Here is a 20,191-nt window from a genome sequence, read left to right as displayed (position 1 = left end):
GAATCCGGCTCCGGCAAGTCCGTGACGGCCCGCACCGTCATGGGGCTCTTGTCGAAGCGCGCCGTCGTCGCGCCGAAATCGACCGTCGACTATGACGGCGCCAATATCCTGAAATATGCCGAGCGCGAGCGCCGCAAACTGCGCGGCGACCGCATCTCGATGATCTTCCAGGAGCCGATGAGCTCGCTGAACCCGATCTACACGATCGGCAGCCAGATCGTCGAAGCGATCCGCGTCCACCGCAAGGTGAGCAAGAAGCAGGCGGAAGCGCGTGCGCTCGAGCTTCTGAAGCAGGTGCAGATCCCCGATCCCGAAGCGCGCCTGAAGCAGTATCCGCACCAGCTGTCCGGCGGCCAGCGACAGCGCGTGATGATCGCCATGGCGCTCTCTAATGATCCTGACGTGCTGATCGCCGACGAGCCGACCACCGCGCTCGACGTGACGGTTCAGGCGCAGATCCTCAACCTCATCCGCAATCTGCAGAAGGAAATGCGGATGGCGGTGATCCTGATCACCCACGACCTCACCGTTGTCCGGCAGTTCTCCGACTACGTCTACGTGATGCAGCATGGCGAAATGCGCGAGCACAACACGACGGAAAGGCTCTTCGCCAATCCGCAGCACAGCTACACCAAGCATCTTTTGAGCTCCGAGCCGCGCGGCCAGGCGAACCCGTTGCCCGAGGGCTCCGAGGTCATTCTCGACGCCAAGGGCGTGCGCGTGTCCTTCATGATGCGCCACGGCAGCTTCTTCAAGCCGGAGTTGAAGGAGCTCGTGGCCGTCGACAGCCTGGGGCTGACGCTGCGCAAGCACGAAACGCTTGGCCTCGTCGGCGAATCCGGTTCCGGCAAGACGACCTTGGGGCAGGCGCTGTTGCGGTTGAACGATGCCGACAATGGCGAGATCTATTTCGACCGCCAGCCGATCCACGGCAAGTCGCGCAGCGAGATGCGGCCGCTGCGCTCGCGCATGCAGATCGTCTTCCAGGATCCGTTCTCATCGCTCAATCCGCGCATGACGATCGGCCAAATCATCGAGGAAGGACTTGTCGTCAACAAGCTCGGCGCGACCAAGGCCGAGCGGCTGGACCGTGTGCGCGAGGCGCTGATCGCGGCGGGCATGCCCGGCAATATCCTGTCGCGCTTTCCGCATGAATTCTCTGGCGGCCAGCGCCAGCGTATCGCCATTGCCCGCGCCATCGCGCTCGAGCCGGAGTTTATCCTGCTCGACGAGCCGACATCGGCGCTCGATCTTTCGGTGCAGGCGCAGATCATCGAGCTCTTGCGCAAGCTGCAGGACGAGCGCGGCCTCAGCTATCTCTTCATTTCGCACGATCTCAAGGTCGTGCGTGCCCTCTGCCACCGGGTGATTGTCATGCAGCATGGCAAGATCATGGAAGAGGGACCCGTCAACGAAGTTCTCACCAATCCCAAGACCGCCTACACCGAACGGCTCGTCAAAGCCGCTTTCGAGGTAGCCTGATTGCCAATGCCGGAGGATATTATGGCAAGAAACCCCAAGATCACCTTCATCGGAGCTGGTTCCACCGTCTTCATGAAGAACATCATCGGCGACGTGCTGCAGCGACCCGCGCTGTCGGGCGCGACCATCGCCCTGATGGACATCAATCCGCAGCGCTTGGAAGAAAGCGCCATCGTCGTCAACAAGCTGATCTCGACGCTGGGCGCAAAGGCCAAGGCCGAGACCTATTCGGACCAGCGCAAGGCGCTGACAGGTGCCGACTTCGTGGTCGTCGCCTTCCAGATCGGCGGCTATGAGCCCTGCACGGTCACCGACTTCGACATTCCGAAGAAGTTCGGCCTGCGCCAGACGATTGCCGATACGCTCGGTGTCGGCGGTATCATGCGCGGCCTGCGCACCGTGCCGCATCTGTGGAAGATCTGCGAGGACATGCTCGTGGTCTGCCCCGAGGCAATCATGCTGCAATACGTCAACCCGATGGCGATCAACACCTGGGCGATCGCCGAGAAGTATCCCACCATCAAGCAGGTCGGCCTCTGCCACTCGGTTCAGGGCACGGCGATGGAACTCGCCCACGATCTCGATATCCCCTATGAGGATATTCGCTACCGCTCGGCCGGCATCAACCACATGGCCTTCTACCTGAAGTTCGAGCATCGCCAGCCCGACGGCTCCTACAAGGACCTCTATCCCGATCTCGTGCGCGCCTACCGTGAAGGTCGCGCTCCGAAGCCGGGCTGGAACCCGCGTTGCCCGAACAAGGTGCGCTACGAGATGCTGACCCGCCTCGGCTATTTCGTCACCGAAAGCTCCGAGCATTTCGCCGAGTACACGCCGTACTTCATCAAGGAAGGCCGCGAGGACCTGATCGAGAAGTTCGGCATTCCGCTCGACGAATATCCGAAGCGCTGCATCGAGCAGATCGAGCGCTGGAAGGGCCAGGCGGAAGCCTATCGCTCGGCCGACAAGATCGAGGTCAAGCAGTCGAAGGAATATGCCTCCTCGATCATCAATTCGGTCTGGACCGGCGAACCCTCCGTGATCTACGGCAACGTCCGCAACAACGGCTGCATCACCTCGCTGCCGGAGAATTGCGCCGCCGAAGTTCCATGCCTTGTCGATGCATCCGGTATTCAGCCGACTTTCATCGGTGATCTGCCGCCGCAGCTGACCGCTCTGATGCGCACCAACATCAACGTGCAGGAACTGACGGTTCAGGCGCTGATGACTGAAAATCGCGAGCACATCTACCATGCAGCGATGATGGACCCGCATACCGCGGCCGAACTCGACCTCGACCAGATCTGGGCGATGACGGATGAACTGCTGGCCGCGCATGGCGACTGGCTGCCGGCATGGGCGCGCACCGCGCGCAAGGTTCAGGCCGCCTGACCAACTCTCTCCCGGTCACGGCCTCAAGAAGTCCCGCGGCTCAGCCGCGGGGCTTTTTTTAGCGTCTCTGAATTGGCGGCGGTTGTGGCTGGGGCTGGGGCTGTTGCTGACGTTGGTTCAACGGCAGCACATCCTGGAAACCGATCTCGGGGCAGCCGCGAACATTGGCGAAGATGATGTCGCGCCGTTCGCCCCATTCCGTCAGTCCCCGGAGCGTCAGCGTGTCGTTGTCCTGATAGACCACATTGGTGCGGATGATACCGGCACGTCGCGCGAGGTTCTTCGCCTGGCTGACATTGCACTGCCCCTCGGACGGCGCCACGCTCCATATGGAGGTTCCCCGGCCGTCGTTCTGCCAGCCTTGGGCTGACACTAGCGTCGGCGCCAGCGCGGTCAGAAGCAGGAATGTCGTGCGGAACGTGGCTCTCAAGATCGGCGACCCCATGTTGCGATGGTCCCGTCATAGCATGGGATCATGACCACGACGGAAACGCAGCCGGTAAAATTAGCCAGGAATGGAAATGCATGAACAGGCAGGCGATTTCGGTTCGGACAATTGAACAAATCAAAATATTCGATATACAACAGTAATACGCATTTCATCTTCCGCGAACGGGATCCATATGAGCCGCAACTTTCTTGTCGTCGATCCCGAGGAGGGCATGCCCATTTTGAAGGGGCTGGCATCGCCGGCAAGGGTTTCCGTATTGAAGCTTCTGCACGAAAAGGGGCCGCTCAACGTCAACGAAATCGCTGATATTCTTGAGCTGCCGCAGTCCAGCGTCTCGACCAATGTGCAGATGTTGGAGGAGGCGGGGTTGATCCGCACCGAGACGCAAAAGGCGCGCAAGGGCAACCAGAAAGTCTGTCATAGCGTCTATGATGAGATCCTTGTCGTCTTCAAGAATGAAATCAAGGAAACCGAACCGGATGCGATCGAGGTGGCGATGCCGCTTGGCCTGTACACCAGCTACGATGTGACCGCGCCCTGCGGTCTCTGCTCGGTGGATGGGATCATCGGTCTGCTCGACGTACCCAACACTTTCCTTGATCCGGATCGCATGAAGACGGCGCTGATATGGTTCACTCGGGGTCATGTCGAATACCAGTTTCCCAATAATGCCAGGCTGACCAACACCCCCATCCGCGAGATCGAGTTCGTCATGGAACTGAGCTCCGAAGTGCCCGGCACCAGCGCCGACTGGCCCTCTGATATCACGCTCACGGTCAATGGTATCGATATTGGCACCTGGACGTCCCCCGGCGATTTCGGCGACAAACGCGGGGTTTTCACGCCGGATTGGTGGAAACTGAAGGGTTCGCAGTACGGCAAGCTGAAGAGCTTCCGCATCAACGACGAGGGCGCCTTCGTCGATGGACTGCGCATTTCCGACGTGGCGCTTTCGGATCTGAAACTCGACGAGCATCACTCGATTCGCCTGCGCATCGGGGTTCGCGATGACGCAAAGCACCCTGGCGGCATCAATATTTTCGGTCGTGGTTTCGGCAATTACGATCAGGACATCCTGCTGCGTATCAGAACACGCTAGACTGTACCCGATTTTCTGAATTTTGCCCTTGACCCCGGCCGAGGCTTCCGCTTTATTCACCTCAAATTGTGATATGGATCACAAAGAATGATATAGTGGAGGGTATCATGAAGGCTGCGGTCACCGCGCATAGCAAGTACACGATCTCGGACATCGACCCGCGCCTGTACGGCTCGTTCATCGAGCACCTCGGTCGCGCCGTCTACACCGGCATCTACGAGCCCGACCATGCGACCGCCGACGAAAACGGCATGCGCAAGGATGTGATCGATCTCGTCAAGGAGCTGAACGTTCCGATCGTGCGTTATCCCGGCGGCAACTTCGTCTCGGCCTATAACTGGGAAGACGGTATCGGCCCCAAGGAAAGCCGCCCGACGCGCCTCGACCTTGCCTGGCACACCTCCGAAAGCAACCAGGTCGGCATGCACGAATTCGCCGAATGGTGCGTCTCGGCCAAGACCGAGATGATGCTCGCCGTCAACCTCGGCTCTCGCGGCCTGGATGAAGCCCGCAACTTCCTCGAATACGTCAACCATCCCGGCGGCAGCGAGTGGAGCGACAAGCGTATCGCCAACGGCCGCGCCGAGCCTTGGGACGTGAAGCTCTGGTGCCTCGGCAATGAGATGGACGGCCCCTGGCAGATCGGCCACAAGACGGCCGACGAATATGGCCGACTGGCGCATGAGACCGCCAAGGCCATGCGCGCCTTCGACAGCTCGCTGGAGCTGGTCGTCTGCGGCTCGTCCAATGCCCACATGCCGACCTATCCCGAATGGGAAGCGACCGTTCTCGACCACACCTATAACGAGGTCGATTATATCTCGCTGCACATGTATTTTGAGAACCGCGCCAAGAACACGGCCAACTATCTTGCCCGCAGCATCGAGCTCGACAACTACATTGGCACGGTCGCCGGCGTCATCGACTACATCAAGGCGAAGAAGCGCTCGACCAAGGACGTTTATATCTCTTTCGACGAGTGGAACGTATGGTACCACTCCAAGGAACGCGACAAGGCGACGCTCGCCGGCGCCAATGGCTGGCCGCATGCGCCGGCGCTGCTCGAGGACGATTATAACTTCGAGGACGTGCTGCAGGTCGGCTGCATCCTGAACACCTTCATCAACCGCGCAGACGTGGTGAAGATCGCCTGCCTCGCGCAGCTGGTCAACGTCATCGCTCCGATCATGACGACGCCGGGCGGTGCCGCATGGCGCCAGACGATCTTCTATCCCTACTACTTCGCTTCGGTTTATGGCCGGGGCACGGCGCTGAAGTTGATGGTCGACAGCCCGGCCTACGAGGTCGAGGATGTCGGCAGCGTGCCATACCTCGACGTCTCGGCCGTCCATGACAAGGACGCCAAGACGGTCACCTTCTTCATCGTCAACCGCCACGGCACGGAAGCGCTCGATCTCGACGCCAGCCTGCTCGGATTCGGCAACCTCAGCGTCATCGACGACCAGGTCGTCGCCCATTCGGATCTCACCATCACCAACACGGCCGAAAAGCCGAACAATGTGGTGCCGGTGAAGGCGAGTGGTTCGGCATTCGCCGATGGCAAGCTGACGGCGAAGATCGCGCCTTTGTCCTACCGCGTGATCCGGCTGCAGGCTTGATCCATTAAATCACGATAGCTGATACATATCGAAGATATGTTGACATCGTAATTGTATGATTTAACGTCAGCGAACCAGATTTGACGTGCCACTGGGAGGAGAAGATGGGAGCAACCGCTTCTGTTTTGGCACCTTCATGGACGAAAGGCGGCCTGCTTCTCGAAGCAGGCGCTATTCGCGCCGTTTCGTGCCAGCCATGTGTTCATATCGGATTTTCAGATTCTGACTGCAGCTTGGGAGCAGCCGGATGACGGCCAATATCGAAATCACCAATGTCAGCAAGCGCTACGGCTCGATGACCGTGCTCGACGGCCTGTCGCTGTCGATCAAGGCCAATGAGTTCATGGTCTTTCTCGGCCCGTCCGGCTGCGGAAAGTCCACGCTTCTGAGAATGATCGCCGGGCTCGAAAGTGTCGATGAAGGCACCATCTCTATCAACGGCGAGCGTATCGATACGCTGCCGCCCGGCCAGCGCGACATCGCCATGGTGTTCCAGAGCTACGCGCTCTATCCGCACATGACTGTTGCCGACAACATGGCCTTCGGGCTGCGCAACATCGCGGTCCCCTCTGACGTGATCTCGGCGCGCGTGGCGGAAGCCGCCCGCATGCTGGAGATCGGGCACCTCTTGGAGCGCAAGCCCGGCCAGCTCTCCGGCGGCCAGCGCCAGCGCGTCGCCATCGGCCGCGCCATTGTCAAGGAGCCGAAGGCATTCCTCTTCGACGAGCCACTGTCGAACCTTGATGCGGCGCTGCGCGTGCGCACCCGCGTCGAACTCGCACAGCTTCGCAATCGCGTGAAGTCGACAATGATTTTTGTCACCCATGACCAGATCGAGGCGATGACGCTGGCCGATCGCATCGTCGTCATGAACAACCGCAAGATCGAGCAGATCGGCTCGCCGATGGAGATCTATTCCCGTCCGGCCAGCCGCTTCGTCGCCACCTTCGTCGGCTCGCCGACGATGAATTTCCTCGACGTTGGGATCTCCGAAGAGAGCGGCTTCGTCAGCGCCAAACTGCCTGACGGCACGCAGCTCAAGACCGCCATCCGCGCTGCCGGCATCAAAGGCGGCAGCCATGCGCTTGGCATCCGCGCCGAGGCGGTGAAGCTCGCCGACGGCGTTCCCGCCACCACGACGGGCAAGGTCGACGTGCTCGAGCGGCTGGGCGACCGCACGCTGCTCTATACCAGGCTCACGGATGGCAGCGTCATCGTCGCCGAGGATATTGGCAACAGCCGTGTCGCGATCGGCGATGAGGTGGGGCTGACGCTTGATGGCAGCAGAACGCATCTCTTCGACGCCGAGGGGCGCGCCTGGCACAATGAGGAGCCGGGGCATGACTGAGACAACGCTGTCTGGCACCGTCACGCTCGCCAAGGCTTCCGCGCGCCTGAAGGTGCAGAACATCAATGCGCCGCTTTGGCGCAACGCCATCTTCGTTCTGCCCTATCTGTTCTTCTTCGTGACATTGCTGGTCGTGCCGCTGTTCTGGGGCATCTGGCTGAGCCTCCACAAGGCGGATGCCTTCGGCGTTGGCCGCTTCGTCGGCATCTACAATTACTTCCGGCTGTTTCGCGACAAGATCTTCATCCAGGCGATCGGCAACACCTTCTATTTCGTGCTGCTCACCGTGCCTGCGCTCGCCATCATCGGCCTGATGCTGGCACTCGCCTTGAACCGCAAGACGCGGACGGCTGCTGCTTTGCGTACGATCTATTTCTCCTCATCGGTTTTGTCGGTCACCATCGTCACGCTGATCTGGCGCATCGTCTTTATCGGCAATTTCGGCCTGCTCGCCACCATCTACGGCTGGTTCGGCGCCACGCCGCCGGCGTTTCTCTCGGATCCGAAGCTGGCGATGATCGGTATCGCGATCGCGACCATCTGGTGGTGCATCGGTCTGCCGATGATGCTCTTCCTCTCCGCCTTGCAGCAGATCCCGGGCGATATCTACGAGGCGGCAGCGCTCGACAATGCCAGCCGTTGGCGCACGCTCTGGTACATCACGCTACCGTCCATCCGCCGCACCTTCGCATTGGTCGTGATCATCCAGATCGTCCTGCAGTTCCAGCTGTTCGGCCAGGCCAAGCTGATGACCATGGGCGGTCCGAACAACGTCTCCAAGCCGATCGTTTTCTACATCTACGAGGCGGCCTTCACCAAATGGGACCTCGGGCTGGGTGCTGCTGCCTCTGAAATCCTCTTCATGCTGATCCTCATCGCTGCCATGGCGCAGTACGTCATTTCGCGCCGGAAGGGAGAAGAAGGATGAGTGTCGCAACAGGTGGCAACATGGTCGGCCGTTCGCTGGGCGACCGCGTGATCCTTTTCCTCGCCATCCTCTGCGCGCTGGTGATGCTTGCGCCGGTGCTGTGGGTGATCGGCCTGTCGCTGAAGGAAAACAAGGAACTGATGGCGGATATGAACTCCGTCTTCAACGCACCTTACACGATCAACAACTATATCAACATCTTGGCGACCTCGTCTGTGTTCCGCTGGGTGCTGAACAGCGTGGTCGTCGCTGGCGGGCTTACCATCGGCACGCTGGTGCTCTCGTCGCTCGCAGGCTACGGTTTCGCGCGGCTGAACTTTCCCTATCGCAACACGCTGTTCATCATCGTGCTCCTGGGGTTGGCGGTTCCGGAACAGGCAGTGCTGATCGCCCGCCACCAGCTGTTCAGCTGGCTGAAGTTCCACAACACCTATCACGGGCTGATCCTGCCCGGCCTGTCGGCGCCCTTCGGCGTGTTCCTGATGACGCAGTATTTCCGCGCTATCCCCAAGGAGCTCGACGAGGCGGCACTGCTCGACAATGCGAGCCGCTTCAAGATCTTCTGGAAAGTGCTTCTGCCGCTGACGGTTCCCGCACAGGCGACGCTCGGCATATTCACCTTCCTCGGCGCCTGGAACGATTACTTCTGGCCGCTGATCTCGGGCACCAAGAAGGAAATGTATACGCTGACGGTCGGCATCGCCTCGACACAGACCAACTTCGCGCAGTCGGAAGGCCTCGGCTTCCTGATGTCGCAGGCGGTCTTTGCCAGCGCGCCGATTCTCGTTCTCTACCTGTTTTTCCAGAAATACATCGTGACGGCAGTCTCCGGCGCCGCTGTGCGCTGAGACTTGAAGCGATGACGTCGCAACCGGCTTCCGGGGAGGAGGCCAGCCAAAGGGGCAAAGCCCCAAAGAGGAGGAGAAGGGCATGACACATCACTTCAGGAAATACATGCTGGCGGCGGCGTCCGTGATCGCGCTCGTCGGCGCGTCGCCGGCATTCGCCGCAACCGAGCTCACGGTGCAGCGCTTCTTCGGCGCCTGCGATGCCGATTGGGGCAAGAACACCGATGTCAGCAAGGCGGTCGGCGAGTGCGGCATCATCACCTCGCTGATCAATAAGTTCAACGCCGACAATCCCGATGTGCACGTTACAGTGACCACGGTCGAATGGCCGGGTTATGACCAGCTGACCGCGCAGTTCGCCGCTGGCGATCCGCCCGATATCGTCACCATCCACCAGTCGGTTCTCGCGGATTACCAGAGCAAGGGCCTGATCATGCCGCTCGACGACGTGCTGAAGTCCGTGGGCGTCGCACCGACCGATTTCACCGACGCCAGCCTCGGCGGCGTGACCAAGGACGGCAAGATTTACGGCCTGCCGATCGACAACTGGACCATGCTCTACCACATCAACATGGACCTCTTCAAAAAGGCTGAACTGGTCAACGCCGACGGCACGCCGAAGCTGCCGACCAGCCCGGAAGAGTTGCTCGCTCAGGCCAAGCAGTTCAAGGAAAAGACCGGCAAGCCTTACTTTGTTCAGAATCTCGCCAACGAGGTCGCGCTCTACACGCGCAACCTCTACACCTATCTCTTCCAGCAGGATTCCGCCTTCTTCGCGGATCCGAAGCAGGTGAAGATCAATACGCCCGAGGCCAAGAAGGTGCTCGAGATGTACAAGGCGATCTACGACAATGGCGACACGGTCAAGGATCTCGACTACGCCGCCAGCATCAATGCCTTCCTCGCCGGCGAAGGCGGCGTGCATCTGAACGGCACCTGGGTGATCGGCGATCACCTGGGTGATCGGCGATTACAACGCCTCATCCGAAACGGCAGGCACGGCGCTCAACAAGGGCGGCTACGCTGTCTACCCGTATCCGCAGCTCTTCGCCGGCAAGAAGGCGCAGTACGCGGATGGCCACAGCTGGGCCGTGTCGACCAAGGACCGTTCCGATGAGGAAAACGCCGCGATTGGCAAGTTCCTGAAGTTCTTCCACGACAATGATTTCGACTGGTCGCGCACCGGTCATCTGCCGGCGGTCAAGGCTGTTCTCGACTCCAAGGAGTTCAAGGCCCTGCCGCATCGCGACACGATCGCCTCGATCGCAACGCTCGGCACCGCATTGCCCTCGACCGTTCAGCGTCAGTTCGCGATCCAGGACATCATCGGCCAGGAAATGAGCGCCGCAATCACCGGTCAGAAGGATGTCGATGCAGCGCTTACCGACATGGAGTCGCGCATCAACGAGTTGCTTGCCAACATCTAAGGCTCACTCTCTCCCGAGCCGAAGAGCAGATGCCCGCCGCAGGTCTCGCGGCGGGCATTTTCGTTTTTGTTTACTTGCCGAGGCCGATCTTGCCGTCCTCGTAAATCCGGACCTTAACGTCCTCGTAGGAATGAAGTGTCGGATGCGAGGTCTCGAGGTCGTGGTGCTGCGTCGCCGTGATGACCAGAACATCGGAGCCGGCCGCTTCGCCTGCCAGGATACCTGCCTGCACATCTTCGAACACAAGGCATTCGCTCGGGCTGAAGCCCAGGCGCTCGGCGCCTAGGATGTAGCATTGCGGATTGGGCTTGCCGATCTCCACATCTTCAGCGGTCACGATGAATTTCGGGATCGGTAGACCGGCGGCTTCCAGGCGCTTATGCGCAAGCCGAAGCGGCGACGAGGTCACGATTGCCCAGCGATCAACCGGCAGCGCGGCCAGGAACGCGGCGGCGCCAGGCAGCGCAAAAACGCCTTCGACATCGTTGATCTCGGCTTCGGTGATGGCGGCTGCTTCCGCGACCGGATCGACGCCAGGCAGGTTCAGCTTCGCGATGGTGTCGACTCCGCGCGCGCCGTGCATGGTCGGAAGGAACGCTTCGACATCAAGTCCCTGCCGTGCGGCCCATGCGCCCCAGACACGCTCGGCGGCGAGTAGGGAGCTCAGGATCGTGCCGTCCATGTCGAAAAGGAAGGCGGAGTAGGGGCGGTCGAAGCAGGAAGGCGTGGTATCCGACAATGGACGAGCTTTCTCATCTGTGACGGACAAACGCGCTCGCCCGTCTTCGTTTTCTTGCCAGCGGGGATACCCGATCCGCCCTGACATTGAAACCGCCCGGAAAGAGAAAACCTGCCACCGCAAGCCTGATCAGTGGAGATCAAGGCTGAGCTGCTGGCCTTTGATCTTGGGCAGCGGCAGGCCGATTTCGATCTTGCCGAAAACGCGGCGTCTTCGTTCGGCGTCACGCTCTCGCTCTGCTCGCGACGCGGCCACGACCGCCAATGCGTTTGCTATGACTTCCTCAGTTCTTGTCATACGCTTACCTCGCTATTTGTTCTTGTTATGTTCTATTTTTAGAAGAACGTCAAGAGCGACAAGCTAGAGCACGCTTTGCGGGGGGGGGGATGACTGCGGGCACGCCACGCGGATCACGGGGATTTACAGGGCTTATTGTTTGCCTTCGGGATGCGTCGCATCCTTCAGATCCGCGAGGCCACGGTATCCATCCTTGCTGCCGACCGCTGCGGCGGCATTGAAGATGCGCTCGGCGTCTCCGTACATCTGCAGGTTCATATAGCTGTAGCCCCGCAGCACCATCAGATCGATGCGCTCCTGCTGCAACTGCGCGCGCTGGTCCAGATAGACAAGAGCTTCGCGGTAGCGTTTCGCGGTGAAGGCGGCCAGCGCGCGATCGGCGAGGATGGAAACCTGCAGTTCAGCTGCTCGCTGGCGGGTCTGCGGCGCTTTGGTTGCCGCGACCGCGGCATTGTTGGAAAGCCCGGCGCGCAGATAGGCCAAGCTCTGGCCATAGGCAGCGTCCTCGCGGACCTTGCGGGTGGGGCTGGCGAGTGCCGCCTCGAAGGCCTCGACGGCTTCCATCGGGCGGTTCAGGTCCATCAGGCACCAGCCGCGGTTCAGCGCGCTTTGTGGATCGAGCAGGCGCGCATCGACGGTCGTCGAGCATCCGCGAGCTTGACGCGCCCCCCGCGTGGCAGGGGCGGTTCGCGACGCCTGCTGTATCGGCTCTGCCTGTCGCGGTATCGAGCGTTGGGCCGGCGTGGCTGCAGCAACCACGGGAGCGGGCGCGGCGATCACTTGCGGCTGGTAGGTCTGCGTCTGCGGCGCCTGAACCTGTTGCGACTGGACCTGCTGAAGCTGCGGAGCCTGACCGGGTCCGGGAAGCGGCGCGCGCACTTGCGGCGTCAGCGCTGAAGTCTCGCCAAGCTGTGCGATGCGCGTCGAGCGCCCAGCCCACAGGCGCTGCACTTCCGCGACGCCGCCGTGGTCATTCAATTGCTCGCGGGTGATTACCAGGCCGTAGGCCGACGGTTCGTCATCCGGTTTCCAGCGCAGCGCCGTTTCAAACCAGCGCGCAGCCGTCTGCGGCTGATTGAGCGAGCGTGCGTACCAGCCGAATTGTTGCGCTGTCGGCACATATTTCTGCGCGATGATCTCGGTCGCGATACGGCTCAGCACCTCCTCGGGGATATTCGCCGGCGGCTGCAGTGCCATGAGGTTGGCGGTGGCGGCGAGATAGGTTGCGGTTGCGTCCTTGGAATCGCCGCGCCACTTGTACATGACGTCTTCGGCTTCCTGTTCCTTCTTTTCCGCGATCAGAGCCAGTGCCAGGCCCTGCGAAGCGCTGGCGGAATCTTCCTTTGCGCGTGCGGCGCGGAACCACTTTTCCGCGTCTGCATAGTTCTCGCGGCGCAGGTGATACCAGCCGAGCAGGAGATTGTCGGAAGCCAGCCCCTGCGTCTCGGCCAACCGCTGCACCAGGGTCAGGTAGTCTGGAGAGACCGCGAGGTCGGGATTGGCGTTGCCGGCGGCAACGAAATTGCGCGCGAGGTCGTCGCGAATGCTGTCGAACTCCCGACCGCCGTTTCCATCCGGACGCTCAAGGCCAAGCAGGACCTGCATCGGCGCGTAGGCCAACAGGCCGGACGCCTTTTGCATGGTCGCCAGACGCTCCTGCGGGTTGGTGCAGGTCTTCAGAATGTAGGTATAAGCATCTTGCGCCCGCTGCGTACGGTCCGTGCGGGCAAAGGCTTCTGCCACGCGCCACAGCACGTCGATATCGGCGCAGGTGAGCAGGCTTGGCGTCGCCGCGCCGATCTGCACAACGGTCGCATATTGTTTCAGATCAGAGGCGTTCACCAGGCGTGCACGCGCTTCCGCGACGTCCAGCCGGTCAAGGAGGTCGGCTGGTGGCTGCCAGCCGGCTTCAGCGCCCTGTCGGTCGGCGATCGCCTTGCGAAGCTCGGCGTAGCGGCCCTCGGAATAGAGCTGCCACATCGCCTCAAGCTGCTTGTCGCCGCTCTGGGGAACCGCGAGCGGATCCGCCGGCGGAACCCAGTTCGGATAGAGCGCCTGAAGTCGCGATATCTCGGCCTGTAGTCTCGCTTTGTCGCCACGGCTCGCGAAATAGCGAAGCGCGCTCTCGTCGACCTTTGGCGCCGCAGGCTGCGGGTTTGTCGGCGCGGCTGCCGGTCTCTGCGCTGCCGGCTGTTGTGGCTGCGGCTGTGCTTGGGCGACGGCGTCTGGCTGCGGGGCGGCGAGTTCGTCTTGCGGCTGTGCGTTGATTGGGGCTTGCGCGCCTGCCGTTGCCTGTATCTGCTCGGCGATCGACTGCATGTCAGCCGGCTGCTTGGGTGGACTGTCAGGCCCACTGATCCGCCCCATCAGCATTAGTTGGGGTGCTGCGGGCTGGTTGAGGCCGAGCATATCCTGAATGGCAGCGCGATCCTTCAGCGCGGTGACAAGACCTGCCACCACCACTGCGACCGACACTGCGACAAGCGAGGATTTCAAAGGCACTCTGGATGTTTCTCCGCGACGAAGGCCAACCCCAGGAGTTGAAGGGTTGATGGATAGTAGAGCGATGGCGCGAACTGCCGGGACGACGCGGGCAGCTTCGTTCCTTGTGCTACACAGGCCACAACATCGTTAACAATTCGATAACCAGCGTCATCAAGTGATTGTTTCGGCTGGCCGTCTGTCAAGTTGATCGTTGCCGGCGCGCCATTGCCGGCGGTCATTCCCGAGGACAATCGTAAGAGCAGTTCCTTGTCCGAAACTCCCGCCCGGGCGAGGTAGAGGGGAATACGTATGGCGTTGTAGCCGAACTCCACATCGAAACCCTCGGCCGGCTGCGGCTGCCGGTGAAGGCTCACCCAATCGGACGGAAGCTTGCGTGGTCCGAATTGCATGGAGCGCAGCAAAGTCAAACCGTCCTCGGTCAGCGAACCCCACGCATCGGATGGAGCAAGCAAGGCCATGATGGGAATGGCTTCGTAGATCCAGTAGGAGGGGTTGACGACCGGGCCATCCTTGCGATCGGGAACGGTGAAGCCCTCGACCCCAGGGAGCAGGATTGTTCGCCCCCCCGATTTTACGACGGCATGGGCCAGAAGCGCGTTCGCGATCTTGGCGGCAGCCTCCAGATAATCGTTGTTCTTCCAGGCGGATCCCGCCAGCGCCAGGGCATAGGCTATCAGCATGTCGCCATCGGATGCGTTGTTGGCATCGGTCACATGCGGCTTGGCCGATGGGTCCCACTTCCAGACCGCGAGGCCGTCGTCGCGCAGCAGCAGTTCTGTCCGGGTAAAGTACCAGATCTGCTCGAAATCGGCCTGGTCGTTTGCTAGGTAGGCGAGCCACATGCCGTAGCCCTGGCCCTCGCTATGGCTGATATTGCCGTTGGCATTGTCGATGATGCGGCCGGTGGGGTCGAGGAACTTTGCCTTGTAGGCACTCCACGACGCTGCATCGATCTTCGCCGTCTGCGCGGATGCGGGCTGCTGCAAGCCAAGCAGCGATGCGACCGCGACCGCCACCATTATGGTCAGCCACCCCCTCATTCGCGACGGCCCAGTCGGCCAAGCATGCCGGCTGTGGCGACGCCGATCAGCAGCGACAACACAACGAGCAGCACCGCGTAGGACAGGACATTGGTCGAGAGCCAGTTCGCCGCGATCAGGCGATAGTTGGCGAAGGTCCAGGTCTCCGTCGCGATGAAATCGAAACGGCTGACCGGGACAGTATCGATCTTGCCGGTCACGGCCGAATAGGTTGTCACGTGTCCCTCGATCTCGGGCCAGTTCAGCTGTGACGTCATGGCATCAGCACCTTCCCTGAGATCTTTGGCGGATGGCGCGGTCACGATCGTCCAGGTCCCGTTGCCCGCCGTATTCGCGCCTTGCGCGATCAGGAAGCTGTTCGTGTTGGAGGGCGTAAACACCTGCTCGGCGCCGGGAATGAACTGCAGCGTGCTCAGCGAAATATCGAAGTTGCGACGCAGCCATTCCTGGAACGAGGTAATCTGTCCCTGCCAGACGCCGCCGCTCACCTTGGAGCGCCATTCGTCGAACATTACGTTGGTCTCGCTCGGCGTCGTCTGCGTCGCGGCTAGCGGCCGCCATGTTGCCTGGCTGGTCGTCGCGATGTTGAGCTGCGAAAGCACCGCCTGAGGCATCTGCGAAATGGAGCCGACGAACATGGCGTCGCGTTCGCCGATCGCGCCCGGCGAGGCGGCGGGTTCGACGTCGATCGGCCGACCTGCCATCAAGGCCATCTGGCCGAGCACGGTTGCCGTGGCGGAGAGCGTGTCGGCGTCCACGCGGTCGATGAAGAGCGGTGTCGGAGATGCAGCGCGGCTGTAGGGGTAACCCGTTCCGGCGAGTGCCGCCAGATTGGGGCGTTGGCCGACCCGGGCGAAGTCGGGCATGTGAAACTCGCTGGTGTCGAAAAGCGCAAAGCGTGGTCCCGCGCCGGCAGCCGTGCCCGGCACGCACACATTGTCCTCATCCGTCTGCAGGATTGTCTCGATCGATACCGAGTTCAAGCCGGGCTTGAAGTGTCGCATCGTCACGCGGATTGGCAGGTGTCGATAGATGCCGCCGCCCTTCGTGGTGATTGGTAGGGTCGAGGCAATGTTGCCGTTGACGTAGACGTCGATATGGCTGCCCGGCAGCACATTCTGAGTATAGGCGGCGTCGAGCAGCACCGTCGCCTCGCCATAGGCGTTGGCGTAGAAGTCGGCCGGTACGGCGATGTTGAAGGTCGTACGGAAGCGCCGTCCTGAGAACTCGGTCGATTTTACACCCAACTGGGAGAAAGAAATCGTCTTGTCGGCGAAAATCAGTGGCGCATCGGGCGCGGTCCAGCGCTGCGTGGCGAGCGCGTCGCGACGTACGGTGACGGCGCGGTCGGTTGTCGAGACGATCGTTTCTATTGCCGTGGCGATCGCCGGCCAGGATGGTCCGGTAATCAAGAGCACAGTCTGGCCAGACCGTGGATCGGTTGCAAAGGTTGCAAGAGGAGCAGTCTGCGCGGCGACGGGAACGGCAAACAGTGGCTGCAATTCGCTGGGCGTGCCGACCACGACCGTCATCCGGCCAGGAGACGAGGCGGGCAGGGAGCCGCTTGTAAACGACATGGTCTGGTTCGGCATGCCGCTGAGGACCGACAGACCCTGCACGAGCCTCAGAAGTGGTTTTGTTGTTCCCGGCTGCTCGAGCGCGGGAACGACGAAGTTGAACGCGGTTTGGCCGGCGCCGTCGACGCCGATCGCGCGGATTGCATCGGTGCTCGAGAATTTTGCGGCCTCTTCGCCGACAAAGCTCAAATAGGTCTGCGATGGGTCGATGTCCGACCAGAGCTCATACGTCGATTGCACGCTGCAATCGGTACGATGGCGCTGCTTCGCCTCGATCGTCAACAGGTTGGCACCCGGCTGCAGCAGGCGCGGCGGGATGCTCAAAGATACGGTCGAAGCTCCATCGGGCGAGCCGACGGGTTGCTCTCCAATCACCCTGTTGTTGATCAGTATCGTGAATTGCGAGCTCTCGGGCGCGACGACGATGGCATTCTGGTAGGTGAAGTTGAAGGTCGCCTGCGCCGCGGCCTGCTCCGGTGTCAGGTAGACAGACCACGACTTGCGGTCATATTCGCCGTCCAGCCCAAGCTTTGAGAAGGGCACCACATAGCGGCGCGATGTGCCGGGAGGCAGGGGAGCGGACGCCGTTTCGGTTGCCGGTTTCTGCGGCGGCTGTGCTGCTGGTGTCGCAGCCTGCCCTGCTGGTGGCGGCGGCGGTGCTGATCTTGGCTGCGTGGCAGGTGCATCCGTCTGCGCTGGCGGCGATGCCGGCTGTTGCGCCGTCGGTGTCGCGGGAGTGACGGCGAAAGGCTGCAGAGGCGTAACGGCTGCCGGTGGGGCGGCGGGTGCGGGTGTCGCGGGCGGCTGCGTTGCGACCGTCGGCGCCGGCGTTGTTGTTGGAGCGGAAGCGGGAGGCGTCGCCGGAATCGTCAAGCGTGGCACCGCTGGCGTTGCCTCGGGCGGACGTTCGCCAGTCATGTCGAAGGGCGTTGTCTGCGCATAGGCGAGAGCAGTGGCGGCAAACAGGAAACCGAGGGATGTGGCGATCTTCCGCATCAGCCATTCACCTTCGAGACTTGCCGCTGCTCTTCACGCTCCGGCCGCATACTGCGGAAGAAATAGACCAGGCCGCGGCTCGTTTGATAAAACGCAAGACCGACGAACCAGATCGTTCCGCGGATCAGGCCCGGATTGCGGCGACGGCCTTCCTGGAATTGCGTCCACTGCGCCGAGTTCGCAAACATCAGGTCGGCGATAAGCCGGTGGTCCAGCGCGCTCTTCGGGACATACTGGCAGCCCACCGCAAGCAGTCCGTCCGTCGGCTGAATGTTGCGCACCACGAGCGGTAGCGTTTCGAGATCGGCGCCGCTGAACGGACGGAAGCGAACTTCGCCTTCGACGCCGACCAAGGACTGCTCCAGCTGCTTGTCGAACACATGCAGGCGCGCGCCGTGCACCGACACGTCCTCGATGGACGCCGTGTACCACTTGCCGTTGATGCCGAACTCCGCGCGACGGTTGACGCGCACGCGGCGCGACGAAGCGCGTTCGCCGCGTTCCGACACGACGCCGAGCGCACAGCCGGCCATGATCAGGTTGATCAGGTTCCAGCCGCCGACGACGAGCGTGACGTCGGCCTTATAGGGCTCGGTATAGATGCGGTAGATGGTGACGATCAGCGCGATGATCTGCACCGCGAAGATGACGAAGAAAGGGCGGCTGATTTCCGACAGCCGGCTGACGGCGATCGACTCGTCCTTCGCTGTCACCTTGAATGTCGGTTTTCGCGGGTTGAGCATGACCGAAATCACCGCCGGCAGCAGGTGCACCGTCTGCACATACTCGTAGAGCTCGGAAATCCACGGCCAGCGGAACGAACCGTAGAGGTAGTTCTGCATGATGAGGTTCACGAGCATGTAGGCGAGGGTATAGGCCAGGAACTCGCCGCCGGAGGCGGTGAAGATTTCCAGGTCGAAGAAGAGATAGAACAGCGGCGCAAACAGGAAGACCGTGCGCGGGAAGGGGAACAGCCAGAAGAGCGTCGACGACATGTAGCAGAAGCGCTGCGGGATCGTCAGCCCGCGCTTGAGCAGCGGAAAGCGGAACCTGAGGATCTGCATCATGCCCTGCGCCCAGCGGCTGCGCTGGCCGATGAAGCTCGCAAACGTCGCCGGCTGCAGGCCGGCAATCAGCGGCTTGTCGACATAAATGCTGTTCCAGCCGCTTCCGTGAAGTGCAAGTGCTGTCTCGCAGTCTTCGGTGATGCTGATGCCGCTGAAACCGTTCTGCGATTCCAGCGCCTTGCGGCTGAGAACCGCCGCAGAGCCGCAGAAGAAGGCCGCGTTCCATTTGTCGAGCCCGCGCTGGATGATGCCGTAGAACATCTCGTTCTCGCTCGGCATGTTGTCGAAGGTGCGCAGATTGCGCTCCAGCGGATCGGGATTGATGAAGAAGTGCGGCGTCTGGACCAGGAAAAGCTTCGGATCGTCGTCGAAATAGCCGACGGTCTCAAGCAGGAAGTCGCGCGCAGGTGCGTGGTCGGCATCGAAAACCGCGATCAGTTCGCCGGTCGAATGCTGCATACCATTGTTCAGATTGCCGGCTTTCGCATGCTCGTTGCGTTCGCGCGTGAGATAGCGGACGCCGATTTCCTCGCAGAGCTGCTTGAGTTCGTTGTGGCGCGCGACGGCTGCCTGCGCCTCGAGCAGCTTGTTCGAGTTGCGCTTCTGCACGGTCCCGCCGTCGTCAAGCAGCCAGACGGTCAGCTTGTCCGCCGGATAGTCCATCGCCTTGGCGGCCGAGAGTGTGTTGGCGAGAAGATGGGAATCTTCGTTATAGGTGGGCACGAAGACGTCGACGTGCGGAAAACGCTGGAGCTTTCCCACGCGCGACGGACGAGGCGGCAAGGGTGTCGCGACGATGAAGAGGCTGAGCGCCAGCATGGCGACGCTATACATTTCCGCGAGATAGAGCAGCAGGCCGGGAATGAAGTTTTCAGGCTGGTTGACCGGGGGCAATGTGTTGGTCGTTCGCCAATAGACATAGCGCATGACGATCGCCGTACCGAAGGCGAGCGCGATCAGGCGCCATGTGCCTTCACCCTTCAAGCCCTTGATGATCGCCATCACGGCGACCACGGTAATGCTGGCGATCAGCTGCGCCTGCAAATTCACCGGCAGGGTCACCAGTGCGACCACACAGATCGCAACCACTGCCCAGATCAAGATGCTGCGGGCCTTATGCATCGGCTTTCCTTCAAAGGCATTGCGCCGGGCACCGTTTCCTGTGCCGGCCTAGCTGATCGTCATCTCTGGCAGGCGGCACTTGCCGCCGTGTTGCCGATGCATTCCGGCGACGGCACGTTCACGCCGGTCGCTGTCATCGTCTGTTGCGAGGCGTGCTGGCGCGCGGACGCATTGGGCAACGTGGGTGCACCCATCGGAGCCTGTGGCACGTTTTCGGAAAGGTCGGGTCCCGGCACGCGCGGGCCGATCGCCGG

14 protein-coding genes and 2 pseudogenes are annotated in these 20,191 nt (G+C 61.5%); 8 read left to right on the top strand and 8 right to left on the bottom strand.

Annotated features, from left to right (window positions below; translation table 11 throughout):
• Together B3605_RS04060 and B3605_RS04055 are read left to right on the top strand one after the other, a co-directional pair.
• Positions 1–1,482, top strand: a 1,482-nt coding sequence (locus B3605_RS04060; protein ID WP_296432418.1) for an ABC transporter ATP-binding protein, incomplete at its 5' end; no start/stop codon positions are given.
• A 21-nt stretch (positions 1,483–1,503) separates the two neighbouring features.
• The gene (locus tag B3605_RS04055) at positions 1,504–2,874 is read left to right on the top strand and encodes an alpha-glucosidase/alpha-galactosidase (protein ID WP_112820139.1); all 1,371 of its coding nucleotides are present in this window, start codon (positions 1,504–1,506) and stop codon (positions 2,872–2,874) included.
• A 58-nt stretch (positions 2,875–2,932) separates the two neighbouring features.
• Here B3605_RS04055 and B3605_RS04050 read toward each other — a convergent pair whose 3' ends face one another.
• Positions 2,933–3,304: a hypothetical protein gene (locus B3605_RS04050; protein ID WP_296432413.1), complete on the bottom strand. Its 372-nt coding sequence runs from the start codon at positions 3,302–3,304 to the stop codon at positions 2,933–2,935.
• A gap of 193 nt (positions 3,305–3,497) precedes the next feature.
• Here B3605_RS04050 and B3605_RS04045 point away from each other — a divergent pair, with 193 nt between their 5' ends.
• The 6 genes and pseudogenes from B3605_RS04045 (at position 3,498) to B3605_RS04020 (ending at position 10,594) form a co-directional block, all read left to right on the top strand.
• Positions 3,498–4,424, top strand: a complete 927-nt coding sequence (locus B3605_RS04045) for an ArsR/SmtB family transcription factor (protein WP_112819868.1) — start codon at positions 3,498–3,500, stop codon at positions 4,422–4,424.
• Between the two features lie 107 nt (positions 4,425–4,531).
• On the top strand, positions 4,532–6,043 hold the full coding sequence (locus B3605_RS04040) for an alpha-N-arabinofuranosidase (protein WP_113009107.1): 1,512 nt from the start codon (positions 4,532–4,534) through the stop codon (positions 6,041–6,043).
• 247 nt (positions 6,044–6,290) lie between these two features.
• Positions 6,291–7,391 carry an ABC transporter ATP-binding protein gene (locus B3605_RS04035; protein WP_113009108.1) on the top strand — a complete coding sequence of 367 codons (1,101 nt, stop codon included), beginning with the start codon at positions 6,291–6,293 and terminating at the stop codon, positions 7,389–7,391.
• The gene (locus tag B3605_RS04030) at positions 7,384–8,319 is read left to right on the top strand and encodes a carbohydrate ABC transporter permease (RefSeq protein WP_296432409.1); all 936 of its coding nucleotides are present in this window, start codon (positions 7,384–7,386) and stop codon (positions 8,317–8,319) included. The genes B3605_RS04035 and B3605_RS04030 overlap by 8 nt, the downstream gene beginning before the upstream one ends.
• The gene (locus tag B3605_RS04025; protein WP_018898041.1) at positions 8,316–9,167 is read left to right on the top strand and encodes a carbohydrate ABC transporter permease; all 852 of its coding nucleotides are present in this window, start codon (positions 8,316–8,318) and stop codon (positions 9,165–9,167) included. Before B3605_RS04030 ends, B3605_RS04025 begins: the two co-directional genes overlap by 4 nt.
• 82 nt (positions 9,168–9,249) lie before the next feature.
• Positions 9,250–10,594: pseudogene (locus B3605_RS04020) on the top strand (ABC transporter substrate-binding protein).
• A 70-nt stretch (positions 10,595–10,664) separates the two neighbouring features.
• On the opposite strand, the gene B3605_RS04015 reads toward B3605_RS04020, so the two are convergent.
• The 7 genes and pseudogenes from B3605_RS04015 to B3605_RS03985 all read right to left on the bottom strand — a co-directional run.
• The gene (locus B3605_RS04015) at positions 10,665–11,333 is read right to left on the bottom strand and encodes an HAD-IA family hydrolase (RefSeq protein WP_349677250.1); all 669 of its coding nucleotides are present in this window, start codon (positions 11,331–11,333) and stop codon (positions 10,665–10,667) included.
• A 129-nt stretch (positions 11,334–11,462) separates the two neighbouring features.
• Positions 11,463–11,597: a hypothetical protein gene (locus tag B3605_RS04010; RefSeq protein ID WP_018898044.1), complete on the bottom strand. Its 135-nt coding sequence runs from the start codon at positions 11,595–11,597 to the stop codon at positions 11,463–11,465.
• Positions 11,598–11,762: 165 nt separating this feature from the next.
• On the bottom strand, positions 11,763–14,126 hold the full coding sequence (locus B3605_RS04005) for a cellulose synthase (protein WP_296432420.1): 2,364 nt from the start codon (positions 14,124–14,126) through the stop codon (positions 11,763–11,765).
• Positions 14,123–15,175 (bottom strand): glycosyl hydrolase family 8, encoded by a 1,053-nt coding sequence (locus B3605_RS04000; protein ID WP_296432408.1) that lies wholly within the window; start codon positions 15,173–15,175, stop codon positions 14,123–14,125. Before B3605_RS04000 ends, B3605_RS04005 begins: the two co-directional genes overlap by 4 nt.
• Positions 15,172–17,748, bottom strand: a complete 2,577-nt coding sequence (locus tag B3605_RS03995; protein WP_296432404.1) for a cellulose biosynthesis cyclic di-GMP-binding regulatory protein BcsB — start codon at positions 17,746–17,748, stop codon at positions 15,172–15,174. The genes B3605_RS04000 and B3605_RS03995 overlap by 4 nt, the downstream gene beginning before the upstream one ends.
• Positions 17,748–19,937 (bottom strand): UDP-forming cellulose synthase catalytic subunit, encoded by a 2,190-nt coding sequence (gene bcsA, locus B3605_RS03990; RefSeq protein WP_112943266.1) that lies wholly within the window; start codon positions 19,935–19,937, stop codon positions 17,748–17,750. Before bcsA ends, B3605_RS03995 begins: the two co-directional genes overlap by 1 nt.
• 59 nt (positions 19,938–19,996) lie before the next feature.
• Positions 19,997–20,191 (bottom strand): annotated as a pseudogene (locus B3605_RS03985) (cellulose biosynthesis protein BcsN); the annotation flags it as partial.

Origin of the sequence: Rhizobium sp. UBA1881 (assembly GCF_002338015.1) — a bacterium.
Classification (GTDB): domain Bacteria; phylum Pseudomonadota; class Alphaproteobacteria; order Rhizobiales; family Rhizobiaceae; genus Rhizobium.
Note: the sequence above shows the minus strand (reverse complement) of the source record. Positions and strands in the feature narration are given on the sequence as shown.